Source organism: Paraburkholderia sp. JHI2823, assembly GCF_038900695.1.
GTDB lineage: Bacteria > Pseudomonadota > Gammaproteobacteria > Burkholderiales > Burkholderiaceae > Paraburkholderia > Paraburkholderia mimosarum.
In genome coordinates, this window is record NZ_JAYMRY010000010.1 from 108,281 (window position 1) to 124,945 (window position 16,665).

Annotated in this window: 16 protein-coding genes and 1 pseudogene; 9 read left to right on the forward strand and 8 right to left on the reverse strand. The window is 62.6% G+C overall.

Annotated elements, in window-relative coordinates; genetic code table 11:
• The first annotated feature begins 284 nt into the window (after positions 1-284).
• The 9 genes from VSR34_RS13980 (at position 285) to VSR34_RS14020 (ending at position 8,772) form a co-directional block, all read left to right on the forward strand.
• Positions 285-887, forward strand: a complete 603-nt coding sequence (locus tag VSR34_RS13980) for a DUF1326 domain-containing protein (RefSeq protein ID WP_342962722.1) — start codon at positions 285-287, stop codon at positions 885-887.
• Between the two features lie 151 nt (positions 888-1,038).
• Positions 1,039-1,680: a DUF2182 domain-containing protein gene (locus VSR34_RS13985; protein ID WP_202905074.1), complete on the forward strand. Its 642-nt coding sequence runs from the start codon at positions 1,039-1,041 to the stop codon at positions 1,678-1,680.
• Between the two features lie 550 nt (positions 1,681-2,230).
• Positions 2,231-3,736, forward strand: coding sequence for a toluene monooxygenase (locus VSR34_RS13990; RefSeq protein ID WP_028210934.1), 1,506 nt, complete (start codon positions 2,231-2,233; stop codon positions 3,734-3,736).
• Positions 3,737-3,760: 24 nt separating this feature from the next.
• Positions 3,761-4,021, forward strand: coding sequence for a toluene-4-monooxygenase system B family protein (locus VSR34_RS13995; protein WP_028210933.1), 261 nt, complete (start codon positions 3,761-3,763; stop codon positions 4,019-4,021).
• A gap of 7 nt (positions 4,022-4,028) precedes the next feature.
• Positions 4,029-4,364, forward strand: a complete 336-nt coding sequence (locus VSR34_RS14000; protein WP_028210932.1) for a Rieske 2Fe-2S domain-containing protein — start codon at positions 4,029-4,031, stop codon at positions 4,362-4,364.
• Between the two features lie 19 nt (positions 4,365-4,383).
• Complete coding sequence (locus VSR34_RS14005) at positions 4,384-4,698, forward strand: MmoB/DmpM family protein (protein ID WP_028231645.1); 315 nt, start codon at positions 4,384-4,386, stop codon at positions 4,696-4,698.
• A 12-nt stretch (positions 4,699-4,710) separates the two neighbouring features.
• Positions 4,711-5,712, forward strand: a complete 1,002-nt coding sequence (locus VSR34_RS14010; RefSeq protein WP_342962723.1) for an aromatic/alkene monooxygenase hydroxylase subunit beta — start codon at positions 4,711-4,713, stop codon at positions 5,710-5,712.
• Positions 5,713-5,773: 61 nt separating this feature from the next.
• A complete protein-coding gene (locus VSR34_RS14015) occupies positions 5,774-6,775 on the forward strand; it encodes a 2Fe-2S iron-sulfur cluster-binding protein (protein ID WP_342962724.1) in 1,002 nt (333 codons plus the stop codon).
• Positions 6,776-6,993: 218 nt separating this feature from the next.
• Positions 6,994-8,772 carry a sigma-54-dependent Fis family transcriptional regulator gene (locus tag VSR34_RS14020; RefSeq protein WP_238327697.1) on the forward strand — a complete coding sequence of 593 codons (1,779 nt, stop codon included), beginning with the start codon at positions 6,994-6,996 and terminating at the stop codon, positions 8,770-8,772.
• A gap of 70 nt (positions 8,773-8,842) precedes the next feature.
• Here VSR34_RS14020 and VSR34_RS14025 read toward each other — a convergent pair whose 3' ends face one another.
• The 8 genes and pseudogenes from VSR34_RS14025 to VSR34_RS14060 form a co-directional block, all read right to left on the reverse strand.
• A complete protein-coding gene (locus VSR34_RS14025; protein WP_036045603.1) occupies positions 8,843-10,222 on the reverse strand; it encodes an outer membrane protein transport protein in 1,380 nt (459 codons plus the stop codon).
• A 133-nt stretch (positions 10,223-10,355) separates the two neighbouring features.
• A complete protein-coding gene (locus tag VSR34_RS14030; protein ID WP_028210926.1) occupies positions 10,356-11,186 on the reverse strand; it encodes an alpha/beta hydrolase in 831 nt (276 codons plus the stop codon).
• Between the two features lie 62 nt (positions 11,187-11,248).
• Positions 11,249-11,437, reverse strand: a pseudogene (locus VSR34_RS14035) (2-hydroxymuconate tautomerase); the annotation flags it as partial.
• Between the two features lie 13 nt (positions 11,438-11,450).
• Positions 11,451-12,239, reverse strand: coding sequence for a 2-oxo-3-hexenedioate decarboxylase (gene dmpH, locus VSR34_RS14040; protein ID WP_028210925.1), 789 nt, complete (start codon positions 12,237-12,239; stop codon positions 11,451-11,453).
• Positions 12,236-13,282 (reverse strand): 4-hydroxy-2-oxovalerate aldolase, encoded by a 1,047-nt coding sequence (dmpG, locus tag VSR34_RS14045; protein WP_342962725.1) that lies wholly within the window; start codon positions 13,280-13,282, stop codon positions 12,236-12,238. Before dmpG ends, dmpH begins: the two co-directional genes overlap by 4 nt.
• A 57-nt stretch (positions 13,283-13,339) precedes the next feature.
• On the reverse strand, positions 13,340-14,263 hold the full coding sequence (locus VSR34_RS14050) for an acetaldehyde dehydrogenase (acetylating) (protein ID WP_028210923.1): 924 nt from the start codon (positions 14,261-14,263) through the stop codon (positions 13,340-13,342).
• 31 nt (positions 14,264-14,294) lie between these two features.
• Positions 14,295-15,077 (reverse strand): 2-oxopent-4-enoate hydratase, encoded by a 783-nt coding sequence (dmpE, locus tag VSR34_RS14055; RefSeq protein WP_028210922.1) that lies wholly within the window; start codon positions 15,075-15,077, stop codon positions 14,295-14,297.
• Positions 15,078-15,128: 51 nt separating this feature from the next.
• Entirely contained in the window at positions 15,129-16,583 is a 1,455-nt protein-coding gene (locus tag VSR34_RS14060) for a 2-hydroxymuconic semialdehyde dehydrogenase (protein ID WP_028210921.1), read from the reverse strand.
• Positions 16,584-16,665: the final 82 nt, after the last annotated feature.

Sequence of the window (16,665 nt, forward strand, 5' to 3'; positions counted from 1 at the left end):
AAAGTCAGACTGTTGTTGTGCAGGGTTCAGCAATTGATGTCGCGATTATTCAACCATTTTTTGTCGTTTTGGGCCGCGAAAGCCGCCTTGCAAACGCGTGCGGTGCGCAAAGCAGGTGCTTTGACACAATCAGCGCGGCCCACGCGCCAGCCATTCCGACCTAGACTTGAATGGATTCGCTCGCCAGCTTCGGCGTCCCGAATCGCCACAGACGCCTGCAAACGAGCCGTGCTCGAATACCCTATGCGCGCGCCCTGCTCGTGTCAAACGATGGAGGTCATGCCATGGCCGAGAGCTGGAAGGTTGCCGGTACGTATTTCGAAAGCTGCAACTGCTATGCCCCGTGCAGTTGCGTTTGTCTCAGTCCCCCATCGGACGGAGACTGCGCAGTGCTGATCGGTTGGCACGTCGATCAGGGCGAGTTCGCCGACGTGACGCTGGACGGACTCAACGTCGCTCTCTTCGCGTATTCGCCAGGCCACATGCTGCAAAACAAGTGGAGAGTGGCCCTATATCTCGACGAACGCGGGACACCGGCGCAGCAAGAGGCATTGGGCAAGATCTTTTCCGGTCAAGCCGGCGGCCCGCTCTCCGCGCTGGGTCCAATGATCGGTGAAGTGATGGGCGTCAAGCCAGCCGCGATCGACTACCACCTCGACGGGAAGCGTCGTAGCCTTCGCATACCCGATGTCGCGGACATGGAAATCGAAGCGTTGTCTGGTCAGGATGGAGGTGACGTCACCATCAGCAACCACCCGTTTACCCCTGTCCCGGGATTCGCGGCGGTGGTCGGGAAGTCGAAGCGTTTTAGCTTCACCGATCACGGCTTTACCAGAGAAGTCTCAGACCGAAACGGCTTTTATTCTCCGTTTGCCTACCATGGCTGAGACTGGGTTTCGCCGCGGGTTTGTGACGCGAGGGCTACCGGTGTGGGACCGCTTGATCGTACTTTCGGGATTGACGGCCGCCGCAACGCTCGCGTGGACCTATCTGCTTTACATGAGCTGGGGCATGAAGCACATGGACGCGGGCGCAACTATGGCCATCATGCCGCGCATGACGCATTGGGGCGCCTTCGATCTGCTGCTGGTGCTGGCGATGTGGGCCATCATGATGGCCGCCATGATGCTCCCGTCGATCGTACCGATGGTTCTGAGTTTCGCGTTCCTGAGCCGCCAGAGGCGTGCGCAACGCCTGCCTTATGTCAATACGAGCGTATTTGTTCTCGGCTACCTGGCCGTGTGGTCCGGCTTCGGCCTGTTGGCGACGCTCGCGCAGTGGGGCTTGCTCGAGGCCCGCCTCGTTACTCCCATGATGGTGAGCGCAACTCCGCTGCTTGGTGGCGCTCTCCTGATCCTTGCCGGAATCTTCCAGCTGACACCGTTAAAGCACGCGTGCCTTGGCAAGTGTGCTTCCCCGTTCGGTTTTCTTTTGAGCGAATGGCGCGACGGCGCCCTCGGTGCCTGGATCATGGGATGCCGCCATGGGGCGTACTGCGTTGGCTGTTGCGGGCTACTCATGGCGTTGCTCTTTGTGTTCGGCGTCATGAACCTGTTTTGGGTGGCTGCGCTGTCGATCTACGTGATGCTCGAAAAGATCTTGCCGCAAACGCGATGGCTTCCTTTCGCGGGTGCGGCGCTGCTGGTTGGCTGGGGTGTCGCAGTTGCGACAACGGGGTGACCCGCGCTCACTCTCGGGGCTGCCTTCCTTCGCAGCAGTTTCCCGCTTTCGCGCTGGGACGTATGCAGGGCAAAACCTCTGCGATGCGGATCAACTGCGGCCCCCTGCTGGCTGCGCCGATGTCGAGAGGCTCATGACGAACTCCAGCCCACGCAACACTTATATCGCACTCCGAATCATTCAAGGAATCCGCCAGCCGTAATGTCCTCGCATCAAGCGACTGATGAATGCGGAAGTCTAATGTTTGGTATGTTTAAAACAACAGAATATCGATATTTTTACCAATTGGTTAAGCGCTGCTCGTTCATACGCAGCGTCAGTATTTAACCAGACGATCAAAAGGACGCGACCACGCCTCGGAAAATGATCGATTGGGTCTCACCAACATCGCGCACACAAGGGCTCTAGCGCCAAAAATCTCGGGATTTTCCCTCATCTTTGCGAGCGCGCCCCGCGCATTGGCATCCACCTTGCTCTGAGAGGAACCGCCCGGTGCAACGGACGTTGTTTCGGGCAGGCGCAATTCCCATCCCAACAAGGAGACATCACCATGGCGTTACTGGAACGCGCGGCCTGGTACGACATCGCCCGTGCCACCAACTGGACCCCGACCTATGTCGCCGAGTCCGAACTCTTCCCCGATATCATGTCCGGCGCGCAGGGTATTCCCATGGCAAGCTGGGAAACCTACGACGAGCCGTACAAGACGTCGTATCCCGAGTACGTTCGTATCCAGCGCGAGAAGGACGCCGGCGCGTATTCCGTGAAGGCCGCGCTGGAACGTAGCCGCATGTTCGAGGAAGCCGATCCCGGCTGGCTTTCCATCCTGAAGTCGCACTACGGCGCAATTGCGCTCGGCGAGTACGCAGCCATGAGCGCCGAAGCGCGCATGGCGCGCTTCGGCCGCGCGCCCGGCATGCGCAACATGGCCACCTTCGGCATGCTCGACGAGAACCGTCACGGCCAACTGCAACTCTACTTTCCCCACGATTACTGCGCGAAGGACCGCCAGTTCGACTGGGCGCACAAGGCCTATCACACAAACGAGTGGGGTGCGATTGCCGCCCGCAGCACGTTCGACGATTTGTTCATGTCACGCAGCGCGATCGAAATCGCCGTCATGCTCACCTTCGCGTTCGAGACGGGCTTCACCAACATGCAATTCCTCGGACTCGCGGCCGACGCCGCTGAAGCCGGCGACTTCACCTTTGCAAGCCTGATTTCCAGCATTCAGACCGACGAGTCGCGCCATGCACAAATTGGCGGCCCGGCGTTGCAGATCCTGATCGCAAATGGCCGCAAGGAGGAGGCCCAAAAGCTCGTCGATATCGCCATCGCGCGCGCGTGGCGCCTGTTCTGCCTGCTGACGGGCTCGTCGATGGACTACGCCACACCGATCGAGCACCGCAAGCAGTCGTTCAAGGAATTCATGCGTGAGTGGATCGTCGGCCAGTTCGAACGCACGCTGATCGACCTGGGTCTCGACCTGCCGTGGTACTGGGACCAGATGATCAACGAGTTCGACTACCAGCACCACGCTTATCAGCTCGGCATCTGGTTCTGGCGGCCCACGGTCTGGTGGAACCCCGCTGCCGGCGTGACACCCGAGTGCCGCGACTGGCTCGAAGAAAAATACCCGGGCTGGAACGACACGTTCGGCAAGGCATGGGACGTCATCATCGAGAACCTGCTCGCGGGCAAGCCCGAACTCACCGCGCCCGAGACGTTGCCGGTCGTCTGCAACATGAGCCAGTTGCCCATCTGCGCGATTCCGGGCGACGGCTGGAACGTGAAGGACTATCCGCTCGACTATAACGGCCGGACCTACCACTTCAATTCCGAAATTGACCGCTGGGTATTTCTCCAGGACCCGGTTCGCTACCGCGATCACCTCACGCTCGTCGATCGCTTCCTGGCAGGCCACATCCAGCCGCCCAACCTCACGGGTGCACTGCAGTATATGGGCCTCGCACCGGGCGAAATCGGCGACGACGCGCACAAATATGCCTGGGTCGAGGCATACCGCGACACGCGTTACACCAAAAAGGCCGCCTGAGGCGGCTATGCAATGGAGGACGACATGGCACTTTTCCCTGTGATTTCCAATTTTCAGTATGACTTTGTATTACAGCTCGTGGCAGTGGATTCCGGCAACACGATGGACGAGGTCGCCGCCGCAGCCGCTCACCATTCGGTAGGCCGGCGCGTAGCGCCGCGACCCGACAAGGTTGTCCGCGTACGCCGCCAGGGCGGTGAGCAGTTCTACGCGCGCAACGCGAAGCTCGAGGATACCGACATCAAGCCGATGGAAGCGCTGGAATTTATCTTTTGCGACGAATGAGGTCGACATGAAGTACCAGAAAGTCTGCACGCTCGACGACCTGTGGGAAGGCGAGATGACCGAAGTGGAAGTGGACGGCCACGTGATCGTCCTGGTGCGCCCCGAAGGCGGCGAGCCGCGCGCCTTTCAGGGCATTTGCCCGCACCAGGACATTCCGCTCGTGGAAGGCAAGTTCGACGGTCGCGTATTGATGTGCCGCGCCCATCAGTGGACCTTCGACGCGAACACCGGCAAAGGGATCAATCCGGGTGACTGCCGGCTTGCCGAGTACGCCGTGAAGATCGAAGGCGATGATGTCCTCGTCGCTGTGGGCGGCGTCGAACCGCTTTTTGCTCATTCCTGAAATTACAGGAGATCACTCCATGACTACCGACAACACCGCCGAGGCCTACCGCAACAACCGCGTGGGTCCCGTGCTCCGCGCCGGCAGCATCACGGCCGGCGTCATCGAAGCCGCGCACGAGGACAACCCCGGCAAGGAGATTCGCGTCGACGACAAGCTCGCGTACGTGCGCATCGACACGGACGGCGAGCTGATCCTGCGCCGCGCCACGCTGGAAGAGACGCTGGGCAGGCCGTTCAGGATGTCCGAACTCGAAGTCAATCTCAGCTCGTTTGCAGGCCGCATCGAGACGACTGACGACTACGTGCGCTTTTACTACGAGAAGACGCTTTAACCGGAGACGAGCATGACCCAACCCCAAGTTCTCAAGCCGCTGAAAACGTGGAGCCATCTCGCCACGCGGCGGCGCAAGCCGAGCGAGTACGAGATCGTCTCGACCAATTTGCACTACACGACCGACAACCCCGATGCACCCTTCGAACTCGACCCGAACTTCGAAATGGCGCAATGGTTCAAGCGCAACCGCAATGCTTCGCCGCTGCGTCACCCCGACTGGAACGCATTTCGCGATCCAGACGAGATCGTCTATCGCACTTACAACATGCTGCAGGACGGTCAGGAAACCTATGTATTCGGTCTGCTTGACCAGTTCGCCACGCGCGGTCACGACGCCATGCTTACGCCAGCATGGGCCAGTACGCTCGCGCGTCTTTATACGCCCGCGCGTTTCCTCTTTCATGCACTGCAAATGGGCTCGGCTTATCTGACCCAGATGGCCCCCGCCTCCACGATCTCGAACTGCGCCGCGTACCAGACCGCCGATTCGCTGCGCTGGCTCACGCACACCGCGTATCGCACGAAGGAGCTGTCGCTGACCTTCGCCGACCTCGGCTTCGGCAGCGGGGAGCGGCGCTGCTGGGAGCTGGACGCGGCATGGCAGGGCTGGCGCAAGCTCGCCGAACAGGCGCTCACGGCGTGGGACTGGGCAGAATGCTTCGTCGCACTGAACCTCGTCGCGCGCCCGGCCGTGGAAGAAACCATCTTGCGCGGTCTCGGCGTCGCGGCGCGGCACAACGGCGACACCCTGCTCGGGCTCGTCACCGATGCGCAGCTCGTCGACGCGCAGCGGCACCGGCGTTGGGCCACCGAGTTGGTGCGCATGGCTCTCGGGCACGAAGGCAACCACGCCGTGCTGAATGCGTGGGTAAGCAAGTGGGAACCGCTTGCCGACGAAGCCATCACGGCCTGGTGCGCCGCCCTGCCCGACGCACCCGAGGCGGGCGCTCGCGCGAAGGAAGCCACGCGCGAATTCAGGCGCGCGACGGGACTGTCAGTCGACGGGCTCTGAATCGAAGCGTTGTGAAGCAAGTGCCGGCGCAAGCCGGCCCCGAAACTTTGGAAAGCGTGAAATGAAACATCGGATCACGATCGAGGGCGGTGCGCAATTCAGCGTCTGCGCCGAGGAAGACTCCCTGTTGCGCGGCGCGCTGCGCGCCGATGTGGGACTCCCGCACGAGTGCAGTGTCGGCGGATGTGGTGCGTGCCGATTCGAACTCGTCGAAGGCAACATGGAAACGCTCTGGGCGCAGGCGCCGGGGCTCAGCGAACGCGACCGCAAGCGCGGCAAGCGCCTCGCCTGCCAGTCACGCCCGTTGAGCGACTGCACGATACGCGTGCGCTGCGATGACAGCTATCTTCCAGCCGTGGCCCCCGCGCGCTGGAGCGCAAGACTGGAGTCTCGCCGCCCGCTGACGCCGGACATGAGCGAGTTCACGTTTCATATCGCTGGACGAGCGCACTTCCGCGCCGGACAGTACGCGCTGCTTTACCCCGCGCAGGCGGAGGGCGCCCGCGCCTATTCGATGTCCAACTTGCCCAACGGCGAGGGGCTGTGGCAGTTCATCATCCGTCGCGTGCCGGGTGGCGCGGGCAGCAATGCGCTCTTCGACTCGCTCCTGGTTGGCGACCAGATCGTGATGGACGGTCCCTACGGTCATGGCTATCTGCGCGACGACAACGAGCGCCATATCGTGTGCATTGCGGGCGGCTCGGGTCTTGCGCCCATGCTGTCCGTCGCACGCGGTGCGCTTGCCCAGCCGGGGCAGCGGCGTGTGCACTTCTTCTATGGCGCACGCACGCAGGCCGATCTCGGTGCGACCGCGCAATTGCACGAGCTTGCTCAGGAGCGCCTGAGCATTTCGGTGGTGCTGTCGTCGCCGGAGCCATCCCAGCCGTGGGCCGGCGCCACGGGCTTCGTGCACGCAGAGGTCGAGCGCTCGCTCGCATCTCCGCTCGATCAACATGAGTTCTACTTCGCCGGCCCGCCTCCCATGATCGAGGCCGTGCAGGAAATGCTGATGCAGCGACATCGCGTGCCTTACAACCAGATCCACTTCGACCGTTTCGTCTGAACGCACCGTTTGTCTTGCCCGGCCCCTGTGCCGGGTTCCGTGCCAGCGCACCGCTCGCGTACTTACACCAATCGCCTGTCGCTGCAAGGAGGAGTAACCTGACACGGTCAATTCGATTTTTTCAGCTCCCGGCGCAGGCAGCGGACAATCCGCGCAACGATCATCGCGCCACAGCGAACGTGGTCGCGGCCGCCAATCCGGTAGCCTTCGAGGTGAGCATGCCCAAGAGCCGCACGCACGGAGTCGCCACGACTCCCTCCAACACGGATTCCCCCGCTCACGTGGCGCGGCGCCGGCAGTCGACGGAGATCCGCGTTCCCGCCATCCACGATCTGGCCAAGCGGTTGCGCTTCGCGCCGCAGCAGGGCCGCATCTGGCTGGACGACCAGCGCATGATGCTTATGCACATCAGCTCTCTCGGCGCGCTTCGCCAGGAGCTGATTGAGAGCCTCGGCAAGGAAACGGCTCGCGGCCTCGTGACCCGCATCGGCTATCAGGCCGGCTCGCGGGACGCGGCGATGACACGCAAGGTTCGCGCGGGCTCCAACCGCTATGACGATTTCCTCGCTGGTCCGCAGTTGGTGTCGCTCGAAGGCATCGTGCACTGCGAGCCGATTACGCTCGACATCGACGTCGAGCGCGGCCACTACTTCGGCGACTTCTATCTGACCGACTGCGCCGAAGCCGAAGCGCACATCGCGAGCTATGGCATCGGCAACGAATCGGTGTGCTGGATGCTGATCGGCTATGCCTGCGGCTACACGAGCGCCTTCATGGGACGCCCTATTCTCTGGCGCGAGATCGAGTGCCGCGGCATGGGCCACGCGAAGTGCCGCGTGGTCGGCAAGCCCGTGGAAGATTGGGACGACCCACAGGACGATCTGCGCTTCCTGCAGATCGGCGATTTCGTCAAATGGTCGGTCGAACCCCAAAGCATGCTGCCCGCAACGAGCCGCATTGCCCAGCGGCTGGCAAGCGCTCCCGAAAACAGTTTTGGCGTCGTGGGCATCTCCGTGGGCTTCAATACGGTCTGCCACATGGTCAACAAGGTCGCCCCTACCGAGGCAACCGTGCTCTTTCTCGGTGAAAGCGGCGTGGGCAAGGAAGTCTTCGCCAACAACCTGCATCGTCTCAGCAAACGCGCGGACGGGCCGTTCGTCGCCGTCAATTGCGCGTCGATTCCCGAGCATCTCATGGAGTCCGAACTGTTCGGCGTGGAGCGCGGCGGATATACCGGCGCCACGTCTTCACGTCCCGGGCGCTTCGAACGCGCCGATGGCGGCACGCTTTTTCTCGACGAAATCGGCACGCTCAGCTTCACGGCTCAGGGCAAGCTCCTGCGCGCGTTGCAGCAGGGCGAACTGGAGCGCGTGGGCGACACCCGCACGCGCAAAATCGACGTTAGAGTCGTGGCGGCAACCAACGTGAATCTGCGCGAGGCTGTGAAGGCCGGGCAGTTCCGCGAAGACCTGTTCTTCCGCCTGAATGTCTTTCCAATTCTGGTGCCGCCGTTACGCGACCGGCGCGACGATATACCTTTGATGATGAACTGGTTCTTGCAGCGCCTCGCCAAGAAGCACGGCAAGCACATCACCGGATTTCGCGAACGTGCGGTGGACGCGCTCTTCAACTACGACTGGCCCGGCAACGTGCGCGAGCTTGAAAACATGATCGAGCGCGCCGTGATTCTCGCGGAAGACGGCGGCGCCCTCGACCTGTGCCACCTGTTTACAACGGGCGAGGAGATCGACGTTTCGTCGTTCATTCTCAAGCGCAGCGGCAATATCGCGCCCCTCAACGAGCCGGTCGAGGTCGCGCCGCCCGCGTTCGTCCCCGCTGGACTTCCTGGCCTTGCCGAAACGGAAGCAGCCATGCTGCGCGCGGCCGTTGCCGAAGCGAACGGCAATCTCTCGCTTGCCGCCCGCGTGCTCGGCATCAGCCGCCCAAAGCTCGCCTATCGTCTGCGCAAATACGGTATCCCCATCGGTCGGGCCTGAACCGGCCCATTCGCTGCCGTCGCGCGACGAGGCAGGCGCCTTCGCGCCGCGCCTGCCCCGCCCTCACGCGCTAGAAGCGCTTCTGATACGAGATCGCCGCATTGAGCTGCGAATGCGTCACCTTGATCGGCACCGAAGTATTGGGCTGACTCGTGTTGGTCAGCGTCTTCTGGAATGCGTACGATACGCCCAGGTCGATCACATCGTTCTTGCCGAATGCGTAGGAAACGCCGCCGGTGACCGTCGTAGTCGGAATGCCGGGAATGACAGCAAACAGCATGTTGTTCGGCACGGCTTCCTGCGCGTAGTGGAAACCCGCGCGGAACGTCCAGCTGGGGTTGTAGCGGTACTCGGCACCAACCGAGAACACGTTGATATCGCGGTAATTCTGCGGCAAGGACAGATTCAGGTTCGCGCCCGTGCCCGACTGCACGAAGCTCACGTTGATATCCTTGAATACGCCTGCCAGAAACACGCGCTGGTAGTCCGCCGAGACGCTCCAATGGTCGTTGAACGTGTGACTGATCCCCGCCGTGAATTGCGCAGGCATTTCGAAGCTGTGGACGGTAATGTTCCCATTGATCGGTATGTTGCCCGCCACGGAGCTCACCGCCGTCAGGGTCGCATGCCCGCCCAGGTCGCCTACGTGCGTCTTGAAGTTGTACGCGAGACCGACTCGCGTGTTCGGCGTGAGCTGATACGTCAGGCCAAGCTTGCCGCCGATTCCCCAGGCGTCCGCACCGCCGCCCACGATGCCGTCATGCTCGAAGTTGATGTACCCGCCGGAGAGGCCTGGTACACTCAGCAGCGCGGGAACCAGTGAGCCGGACACGCGATGCTGGCTCGCCAGCGAGCCGATCTGTGACGCATCCAGCAACATGCCCAGATTCAATGACGTCCAGACCGCATCAATGGAGCCGCCCACCGTGAGCTTGTCCGTGATGTTGTACGCGACGGCGAACGGAATGCGCAGTACCAGCAATCTGGAGAAGTTATCGAGGCCCGTATTCACATCATTGGTGGTCGTACGCGAGAGAAAGCTGCTGCCACCGTACTGGGTACCGAGCCCGCCTTCAGCAAACGCGCCCACGCCAAACGTATACTTGCCCTGCCGATAGACGAATGCCGCTTCGGGCGCGAAGTACGGACCATTGTTGTTGCCGTGATTCCCCGATGTCACGGACTCGCCGGTTGCGGTATTGGTCACCCGTATGTCGGTGGTCACGACGTCGAGTCCGAAGTTGATATATTTTCCATCGCTCATCAGCGCGAGCGTTGCCGGGTTGAGCATCATCGCCGCCGGCCCCACGTTATAGGCGACCCCGCTGCCCCCCATCGCGCGGGAGATCGGCCCGTATCCTTCAAGGTTGAAAACATCGGTCGCCTGTGCCTGCGCCCCCCAAACAGCCGCGCAAAGCGCCGCCGCCGCGCGAATGCAATTGCCTTTCACTTCCGTCTCCTGGTATATATATTTAATATGTATTACTAACAGAATCGATGTCGGAGATATAGAATCAGAAACTCCCCATTACGCCGACGACCCGCTGAAGCGCGCTCTTCTGCGTCCGTGCGCTTGCGGTTGACTAGACCTTCCCTTCGCTGAAATGCTCCATCACCAGCCTGTTGAACCGTGCGGTGTGCTCGATCTGCGTCCAGTGTCCGCACTGCCCGAATACATGCAGTTGCGCCCGCGGAATCAGATCCAGCAGTTTGAGCGAGCCCTCAAGCGGGATCACGCGGTCCTCGCGGCCATGCACGATCAGTGTTTCGTGCTGAATCGCGCGAATCGCCTCTTCCGGACTAGCCAGCGCGTCGACCCAGCGTTGACGCGGCGCGGGAAACATGTTCGCGAACGCCTCCTGGTAGCCTGGGCGCACGCTTGCCTCGAAGCGTAGCTTTGCGAGCTCGTCGTTCACGAGCGTGCGGTCGAACGCAAAGATATCGAGCAGCGCACGCATGTTTTCGATTGATGGCGTGTAGCCCCACACCGCGTCGAGCCCTTCGGTAAGGGGAAAGGCGGTTCCGGCACTGCCCATCAGCACGAGCTTGCCCACGCGGCGCGGCGCCTTGATGGCAAGCGCCAGCGCTAGCCCGCCGCCGAACGAATTGCCCACTACGTGAGCCTGTTGGATGTTCAGCGCGTCGAGCAGCCCTAGCAAGTGATCGACCCAGGTCTGCATCGAATAGCGATGCCCCGTGGGACGTTCGGTTTCCCCAAAGCCAACCATGTCGGGGGCAATCACACGAAAGTGCTTTGCCAACTCGGGCATGGTGAGACGCCAGTTCGCCCACGCCGTCACACCCGGCCCTGATCCATGAATCAGTAATACGGGTGGCCCTTCGCCCAGATCGTGGTAGTTGGTTCGGATGCCATGGGCAAGAATGCTCTTGCCGATTTCAGGATTGGTCTGCATGGTGATATGTCTGCTCATTTAGAGAGTTTCACAGGGTCTCCACGACTTTCGCGCAAACCCTGGCGGCCGCGCTTTTTCGCACTTTGCCCGGCAATTCCGAAATGGCCTTTTGGCATCTCGGTGATGATGACGCGCACCGACTCGATCGGTGCGTCGATTGCGCGATGAATTGCCTCACTGACCTCGGCGATCAGGCGCTCCTTCTTCTCGTCGTCGCGACCTTCCAGGATATAAAGATGAGCAATCGGCACGGCGTTCTCCTCGTCAAATGAAGCGCAATCCAGTGGAGCCCATGCCCTGAACGCGCAACGTGATGCTGTCTCCGGCTTCAACGGCCACTGCCTCCGTGATGCCGCCCGAGAGAATCAGGCTCCCGGCCGGAATCGATTCCCCGCGCGCGCCAAGGTGGTTGGCCAGCATCGCCACCGCCGCCGCCGGGTGCCCGAGCACGGCCGCGCCTGCGCCGAACGAAACCGGCTGACCGTTCTTCTCCATGACGATGCCGACCGTGCGCAGGTCCACGCCGTCCACCGACATCGGCTGGCCGCCCACCACGAAGCGTGCCGCCGAAGTGTTGTCGGCCACTACGCTCTTCAGGTCGAACTTGAAGTCGCGGTAGCGGCTGTCGATCACCTCGATGCCCGGAATGACGAAGTCGGTGGCGGCCAGCACGCTGCCGATATGGCAGCCCGGCCCTTTCAGCTCGGTTTTGGTGACGAACGCGATCTCAGGCTCCACCTTCGGGTGGATGAGTTCGCTCGCGCGGCATGCACCGCCGTCTTCAAGCGAGTACACGTCGACGAGATAGCCAAACACGGGCGTGTCCACGCCCATCTGGCGCATCTTCGCGTGCGAGGTCAAACCGGCCTTGTAGCCGACAAGCCGCGCCCCGCGCCGCAAGTGTCGCTCGCGAATCGCATCCTGCACGGCATACGCGTCGTCCCAGTCCATCTGCGGCCACGTGTCCGTGATCTTGACCGTGTCGCGCGCGTGCAATGCGCATGCGTCGAGCTGTTCGGCGAGCGAGTGGATGATTTCAGTGGTGAGGTTCATGCTGCTTCCTTGCTGGCGATCTGTTGACGCGCCTTCTTCAACGTGAGCGCCGTGTCTTCGATCATGTCTTCCTGGCCGCCCACCATGCCGCGCCGTCCGAGCTCCACGAGAATGTCGCGCGCGGGCACGCCGTACTTTTCGCTAGCGCGCTTCGCAAACAGCAGGAACGAGCCGTAAACGCCGGCGTAGCCGAGCGTGAGCGAGTCGCGGTCGATGCGGATCGGGAAGTCCATCATCGGCACCACGAGGTCTTCGGCCACGTCCTGGATCTTCCAGACGTCCACGCCCGTTTCGATGCCCATCCGATCGCACACGGCAATGAACACTTCGAGCGGCGTGTTGCCCGCGCCCGCGCCGAGCCCCGCGGCCGCACCGTCGATACGATTGGCGCCGCACTCGATGGCGGCGAGCGAATTCGCCACGCCCATCGCCAGGTTATGGTGTCCGTGAAAGCCCAGCTCCGTTTCGGGCTTCAGCGCTTCGCGCACGGCGCTCAGGCGCGCCTTCACGTCCTCGGGCAGCATGTAACCCGCCGAGTCGGTGATATAGATGCAGTTCGCACCATACCCTTCCATGAGCTTCGCCTGCTTCACGAGTGCCTGCGGACTGTTCATGTGGCTCATCATCAGGAAGCCCACCGTGTCCATATCGAGCTTGCGTGCGAGCGTGATGTGCTGCTCGGACACATCGGCTTCGGTGCAATGAGTGGCCACGCGGATCGTGTGAACACCCAGATCGTGGGCCATCTTCAGATGGTCGACGGTGCCGATGCCCGGCAGCAGCAGCGCCGAAACCTTCGCCCGTTTGAGCAGTGGAATGACGGCGCCGAGGTATTCCTCGTCGGTATGCGCCGGAAAGCCGTAGTTGACCGACGAGCCGCCCAGACCATCGCCGTGCGTCACCTCGATGAGCGGCACACCGGCGTCGTCGAGCCCCTGGGCGATGTTGCGCATCTGGTCGAGCGTCATCTGGTGACGCTTGGGATGCATGCCGTCGCGCAGCGTCATGTCGTGGACAGTAATGCGTTTGCCTCGGAGATTCATGGTGTTTCCTTCGATATTGGGGTAAGTCGGAAGCAGGCGGACACAGTGGCCCTGTGCTCAGGCCGGCGCGTTCTCCACGGGCACAAGCGAGATTCGGCCTGCAAGCAGCTCCTCGGCAAACATCTCAGCCGTGCGCGCGGCCGCGGCGGTCATGATGTCCAGATTGCCTGCATAGCGCGGCAGGTAGTCGCCCAGGCCCTCCACTTCGAGATAGACGGTCACGCGCCTGCCGTCGAACACCGGCCCGTTGACGAGCTTGTAGCCCGGCACGTAGCGCTGAACTTCGGCGATCATCGCGTGAATGGATTCGGTGATGCGCGCTTCATCCGGCTTGCCCTCGGTCAGGCAGTGGACGGTGTCGCGCATGATGAGCGGCGGGTCCGCGGGATTGATGACGATGATCGCCTTACCCTGTTTCGCGCCGCCCACCTTCGCCACGGCCGCCGAGGTGGTGCGCGTGAATTCGTCGATGTTCTTGCGCGTGCCGGGCCCCGCCGAGCGGGACGACACCGTCGCGATGATTTCCGCGTAGTCCACCGGCTGCACGCGCGAGACCGCATGCACCATCGGAATGGTCGCCTGTCCGCCGCACGTCACCATGTTGACGTTCATCTCGCGCTTGCCGATGTGCTCCCTGAGGTTCACCGGCGGCACGCAGTACGGCCCGATGGCGGCCGGCGTGAGGTCGATCATCATCACGCCCAACTCGTTGAGCTTGCGGCTGTTCTCCGCGTGAACGTAGGCGCTCGTCGCGTCGAAGGCGATCTGCACATTGTCGGCTTTCACGTGAGGCAAGAGGCCGTCCACGCCTTCGGCCGTGGTCTTGATGCCCAGTTCGCGGGCGCGCTTCAGGCCGTCGGATTCGGGGTCGATGCCCACCATCCAGACGGGCTCGAGCACCGGGCTGCGTTGCAGTTTGGCGAGCAGGTCGGTGCCGATGTTGCCCGGCCCGATCAACGCACAACGGATTTTCTGTGTCATGGTGAAATGTCCTTCTGAATGTCAATGAAGTTCAGGCGAAGCGGACCGAGCACGCGCCGATGCCGCCGATGGCTACGCGGAAGCTGTCGCCAGCCTTGACCGGCGCCATGGCCGCGAGCGCGCCGGAGAGCACAACTTCGCCCGCCTTCAGGCCGATGCCGAGGCGCCCGAGCGTATTGGCGAGCCAGGCCACCGCATTGACGGGCGAGCCGAGCGCCGCCGCGCCCGCGCCAGTGCCGATCACCTCGCCGTTTCGTTCGAGCACCATGCCGCAGGTGCCGAGGTCCACGCTGCGCGCGCTCACCGCGCGGTCACCCAGCACGAAGACGCCGCACGAGGCGTTGTCTGCTACGGTGTCCTGGATCTTGATCTTCCAGTCGCGAATGCGCGAATCGACGATCTCGAAACATGGCATCACGCATTCGGTGGCGGCCAGCACCATCGCGTTGGTGATGCCCGGCCCCATCAGGTCCTTCTTGAGTACGAAGGCGATTTCGCCCTCGGCTTTCGGCTGGATCAAGGTGTCGAGCGCGATGCTCTCGCCTTCGCCGTACACCATGCCCGAGAGCAGATAGCCGAAGTCGGGCTGATAGACGCCCAGCATGTCCATCACGGCCTTCGACGTCACGCCGATCTTCTTGCCCACGACCGTCTCGCCGGCGTTCAGGCGCCGCTGTACCATGCGCTGCTGGATGTGGTACGCATCCTCGATCGACATGCCGGGGTGGCTGTCGGTCAACGGCGCCAGCGTCTCGCGCGCAGTGAGCGCGCCGTAGAGTCTGTCGCCCAGTTCGGTAATCAACGTGGATTCCATGAAACTTCCCAATGGCCGTAGTTAGTCAAAGCGGTTAATCAAAGCGGTCGTTCAAAGCTTGACGCACACGTTCTTGAGTTCCGTGTAGAACTCGAGCGAATGCACGCCGCCTTCGCGGCCGATGCCGGACTGCTTCGCGCCGCCAAACGGCGTGCGCAAGTCCCGCAGGAACCATGAGTTCACCCAGGCAATGCCGACCTCGATGGCCGCTGCGACCCGATGCGCGCGCGAAAGATTCGTTGTCCATACTGCCGTGGCGAGGCCATAGTCGTTGTCGTTCGCGCGGCGAATGACTTCCTCCTCGGAGTCGAACGGCATGACGAGCGCACAGGGGCCGAAGATCTCTTCACGGGCGATCGGTGAGTCGTCGCCGAGTCCCGTCCATATCGTCGGCTGTACCCAGGCGCCCGCATGCAGATCGCCCGGCATCTCAGGCACGCCGCCGCCCGTCACCACGGTCGCGCCCAGATCCGCCGCCTTCTTGTAGTAGGAGAGCACCTTGGTCCGATGCTCCTGGCTGATGAGCGGTCCCATGCCGGTGCTCGCATCCTGCGGCAAGCCGATGCGCAGGGCTTCAGCCCCTGACTTGAGCGCCGCCACGAAGCGCTCGAAAATGGGGCGCTCGACATAGACACGTTCCGTGCCGAGGCAAACCTGGCCGGAATTGGCAAAGCATGAGCGCAGCGTGCCTTCGATGGCAGCCTCGAAATCGCAGTCCGCAAACACGATGGCCGCGTTCTTGCCGCCCATCTCCAGGCTCACCGGGCGCGCGCCCTCGGCCGCGGCCTTCATGATGGCGGTGCCGGTGCGCGTCTCGCCCGTGAACGTGATGGCGTTCACACCAGGATGCGTAGTGAGGAACTCTCCGGCCGAGCCCGGCCCGAAACCGTGCACGACGTTGTAGACGCCACGCGGCACGCCCGCTGCGTTCATGACCTCGCCCAGCAGCGCCGCGGTCTGAGGCGTCTCTTCCGACGGCTTGACCACCACGGTATTGCCGCAGGCGAGCGCTGGGCCCACCTTCCAGGTCATCAGCAGCAGCGGCAGATTCCACGGACAGACCACGCCTACTACACCAACCGGGCGCCGCATCGCGTAGTTGATCGCACCGGAGCCGTCCGGCGTGGGCATTTCGAAGCATTCGGTGGGCACGTTCTTCACCACGTCGGCGAAGATCTTGAAGTTGGCCGCACCGCGCGGAATGTCGATGTGGCTCGCAAGGCTCACCGGCTTGCCAGTGTCGGCCACTTCGGCGGCCAGAAAGTCGTCGAAGCGGCGGTTGATGCCATCGGCCAGCGCGTAAAGCACGTCCACGCGCTGCGGCACCGTCATCGCCCCCCAGGGACCTTTGAGCGCGGCCTTTGCGGCACGCACGGCCGCGTCGACCTCTGCGCGACCGGCTTCGGCCACCCGCGCGATAACCGCATTGTTCAGCGGCGAGCGCTTCTCAAACCAGAGCTGGCCGTCGTGGTACTCGCCGTCAATGAAATTCCTGACCAGTCGGATGCCGCTATCGGGCGCTGGCACATCGGTCGCCAGATGTGGCGCGCCATTGGGTTCTGTCTTCAGCATGATCGTCTCAACGATG